Origin of the sequence: Coleofasciculus sp. FACHB-712 (assembly GCF_014695635.1) — a bacterium.
Taxonomy (GTDB): domain Bacteria; phylum Cyanobacteriota; class Cyanobacteriia; order Cyanobacteriales; family FACHB-T130; genus FACHB-T130.
In genome coordinates, this window is the sequence record NZ_JACJOQ010000255.1 from 1 (window position 1) to 4,081 (window position 4,081).

Here is a 4,081-nt window from a genome sequence, read left to right on the forward strand (position 1 = left end):
CGATTCCTGCGATCGCACTTACTGCCTATGCTGGAGAAATCAATCAGCAGCAAGCCTTAGCTGCCGGATTTGGGATGCACATCTCGAAGCCTGTGGAACCTGAGGAATTGGTGAAAGCGATCGCCCGTTTGCTAAGACGCTGAATGATTTGAGGACTAGCCTAATGCTGCTTGGCATTGATTTAGGAACAGGCTCTGCTAAGGCATTGCTCCTAGCGACAGACGGAACCACTATAGGTGAGGCGTCAAGCTCTTATCCTGTTCATGCACCCCACCCTGGATGGGCTGAGTCGGAACCAGAAGATTGGTGGTTAGCTGTTGCCTCGGCTGTGAGGAAGGCTGTAGGAAATCATGCCGATCGAGTACAGGCGATCGCACTTTCAGGACAGATGCATGGTGTTGTCCTAGCTTCGGAGTCCGGTCAGCCCCTGCGTCCTGCTATCCTCTGGGCAGATACTCGCTCTAGTGCCACGCTGAACACTTATCATTCGCTCGATGCCGCTATTCTAGAGCGATTGGGCAACCCGATTACGGCTGGAATGGCGGGTCCAACTTTGTTGTGGCTACGAGAACACGAGCCTACTGTCTACACCGAAGCGCGTTGGGCACTCCAGCCAAAAGATTGGCTCCGGTTACGGATGACTGGAGAAGTTGCAACCGAACCCTCTGACGCTAGTGGTACTTTGCTTTACGATGTTGTGTCGGACAACTGGGCAGAGGATGCCATCTCAGCGCTGTATCTACGTTGCGATCAGTTACCTAAAATTATCCCGTCTAGTGCGATCGCAGGTTATCTAACAACTGATGCTTCAGAGCATCTTGGCTTAAGAGTTGGTTTACCCGTTATCGCTGGTGCTGCGGATACGGCAGCGGCGGCACTTGGTAACGGACTACTAGAGCCTGGTTTGGTTCAACTAACCATCGGCACAGGCGCTCAAATCATTACACCTCGCTCCCAACCCATTATCGATCCTCATGGTCGTACACATCTCTACCGAACCGCCGTACCTAACCAGTGGTACACCCTTGCCGCAATGCAAAATGCCGGGTTAGCGCTTGAGTGGGTGCGAGGTATCCTCGGCTTGAGCTGGGAGCAAGTCTATACTCAAGCGTTTTCTGTTCCCCCAGGATGTGAAGGGTTGACATTCTTGCCATATCTCACAGGCGAGCGAACTCCACACCTCGACCCCGATGTACGCGGGGCATGGGTGGGGCTTGGACTTCATCATACACAGGCGCACCTGATGCGGGCGGCTTTAGAGGGAGTTGCTTTTGCCTTGCGACAAGGTTTTGGGGCACTTGAGGCAACAGGTTTTCAAGCGACAGAAGTGCGTTTAGCAGGCGGTGGCACGGCAGAAATGCCTTGGAAACAATTATTAACTGATGTATTGAGAATACCCCTCTATGCAACTACAGGTGCTGCCGCTTCCGCGCGTGGTGCTGCTCTATTGGCGGGTATCGGAATTGGTGTATACGCAGATGCTAATGACGCCATCAAACTGGCAGCCACACCAACGCTTGCTGCAAGTCCGCAATCAGTTGATCCAACCCTAGAAGAGGCTTGGATGCGATATCAATCTCTTTATCCACAACTTAAAAAAATCTGAGAGAAGTTATGCCTCAAGAAGGTTAATTTAAAATGGGTATAAACTGAAATCTGTCTCTTCAGGTAGCGCCTGACTTCATCCTGAAACCCCTAGAAAAGAAGCTGGGCGACTGCCCAGAACTTGGCTTCTGTCAATGCGTAAGTCCTACCATCGGGCAATTTTATGAAAATATACTCTGTAGCTGTTGATACTAACGAAGCCAGCAAATAATGACCAACCGAAACTACGCCAACCGAAACTTGCAAAATTGCTCTTTCAAAGGGCAAGACTTGGCTGGCGCAGACTTCAGTGGCTCTGACTTGCGGGGGTGCAATTTCACCGAGGCAACCTTAATTGGGGCAACGTTTGAGAGGGCCAAAACGGGTCAGAGCCGCCGCCAGGTAAATATTCTAGTTGCTGCCGCTATCGTTGGTCCAGTTGTTTTACTTGTCTTCAGCGCGATCGCTGCCCAAGTGTCAATGGTATTGTTGGGCGATCGCTCCAATAAGGGACTCAACTTCTTTTTCAGTGCGCTTCCTATATTGGCTCTCGTTTTTGGCAGCTTCATCCGGGATAAGATTGCTTTCCGCTTTCCACAAATCACGAGTTTCTTGAACATTGCAGCCATTGCTGTACTGTTTGCAGTAATGGTTACGCTCACCCTTGGGCTTGCGATTGTTAGCATCCTTGGCTTTGGTGATGGCGCAATCGCTCAAGGATTTTTCCTCCTACTGCTGATGTTCGTTTCCGCGTTCTTGACTTTCCGTATTCTCAAATGGCTCACTCAAGCGATTCAAAGCAATCCCGGAACGTCCTTTAGGAAAGCGAACTTAACCGATGCCAACTTCAGTCATTGTGCGATGCAAAATACAGATTTTTCCTTTGCTGTGTTGACGGGAGCTTGTATCTTTGATTGGGCGATTAAACGCCACACTCAATTTACGAATGTTTATTGTGAATACCTTTATCTGGAACCAGCGCACCAGAATCGGCAACCTGCTGAGGGTAGTTTCCAACCGGATGAGTTGGAACGTGTACTAACTCAATTCATGGACTGAATTTTATTGAAGAATAAATTTTAACTTTTCAATAGCCGCAGGCAAGTAGTATTACAGCTTATAACAATCTTAAATAATTCGTAAACTTCAATAAAGACAAAATATATCGCGTCTCTACGTCAGGAAAAATACCTGTTTAAAACTTTAACAAAATTGCTATATTACGGCGCTCATACCTATCCTTGAGCTAATTTACAAGAGATATAACAAACATGACGAACATCATTTTTAGACGAGCATTAGCGGCTGATTATCCTGAAATCCTCGCTTTGCATAGAAAGAATCTCGTGTCTAACTTGTCTGAGCTAGAAAGGCAGAATGGCTTTCTATCAATTGACTTTAAGGATGATTTTCATCTGGCAGCGATTAACGAAAATTTAGCAATAATGGTTGCTGTGCAAGAGAACCTAGTGGTTGGATATGTTTGTGCAACAACTCAAGAATACTCTCAGGAAATTCCCTTGCTCAAATATATAATGAGCTTGTATCCAGAAATAATGTTTCATGGGCAACCTTTAAGCAATTATCGTTCCTTTTGGTATGGTCCGGTTTGTGTTGCAACTGCTTACCGTGGAAGTGGTATCTTACAAGGTTTATTTCAGGCACTTCTTGCTCAAGTCGCCACACAGTTCAATGCTGGCGTTGCTTTCGTAGTCAATGACAATTTGCGAAGTCTTCGGGCGCATACTCAAAAACTTGGTATGGAGATGCTCAGAGAGTTTGAGTTTAACGGCAAATTCTACTTCATACTTGGATTCGCAGTGCCATCTTCCTAACCAATTTCTTTAAGAGCGCATCTGCTTGATTAAAGCTGTAAGTTGTGTTTCTATGCGATCGCCTCGCACACAGTAGCGGCGCGTGTCCAGTGGTTGACAGGTGGGTTAGCTGAGGGCGATCGCTTCCTATCCATAACTTACCAACTACCCCAGGTATTTACTCGTAGAAAGCTTTATTTTTTAAGTAGAAATTTATTTTCTAGTCAACGACTTTATTTTTGTTTACACTTGTTCGCGATTTTGAGAATTACATTTCCTAGCTATTTCATCTGCCTAATGGCTGTTTGGTTACAGCTCATTTCTGCCTTAACTAAGATTGAGACTGCATAGCTCAAGGTAAAGAGAATGAAAGAAATCACGCGCCGCCAATTTATGGTTACGGCTACCCTGACAACAGGTTTTGCCCTAGCAGTGCAACCCATTTCTGCCAAAACGATTGCGACTGATGCCAAGGGATTAGTCGCGGGTGCAGTGAAAATTCCGGTTAAAGATGGCGAAATTCCAGCTTACAGGGCGATGCCCGCAAAAAGAGGAACTTTTCCCATCGTTCTAGTGATTCAGGAAATCTTTGGTGTACACGAGCATATTCAGGATGTTTGCCGTCGCTTTGCCAAATTGGGGTACCTAGCGATCGCACCCCAATTGTTTGTGCGTCAGGGCGA

4 protein-coding genes are annotated in these 4,081 nt (G+C 46.8%); all 4 read left to right on the top strand.

The window, feature by feature from the left end; translation table 11 throughout:
* Positions 1-163 precede the first annotated feature (163 nt).
* Positions 164-1,606: a xylulokinase gene (gene xylB / locus H6F50_RS07275; protein ID WP_190427964.1), complete on the top strand. Its 1,443-nt coding sequence runs from the start codon at positions 164-166 to the stop codon at positions 1,604-1,606.
* Between the two features lie 209 nt (positions 1,607-1,815).
* Complete coding sequence (locus H6F50_RS07280; protein ID WP_190427965.1) at positions 1,816-2,643, top strand: pentapeptide repeat-containing protein; 828 nt, start codon at positions 1,816-1,818, stop codon at positions 2,641-2,643.
* Between the two features lie 212 nt (positions 2,644-2,855).
* The gene (locus tag H6F50_RS07285) at positions 2,856-3,419 is read left to right on the top strand and encodes a GNAT family N-acetyltransferase (RefSeq protein ID WP_190427967.1); all 564 of its coding nucleotides are present in this window, start codon (positions 2,856-2,858) and stop codon (positions 3,417-3,419) included.
* 345 nt (positions 3,420-3,764) lie between these two features.
* Positions 3,765-4,081 (top strand): dienelactone hydrolase family protein (locus H6F50_RS07290; protein ID WP_190427968.1); only part of this gene is annotated, 317 nt, incomplete at its 3' end.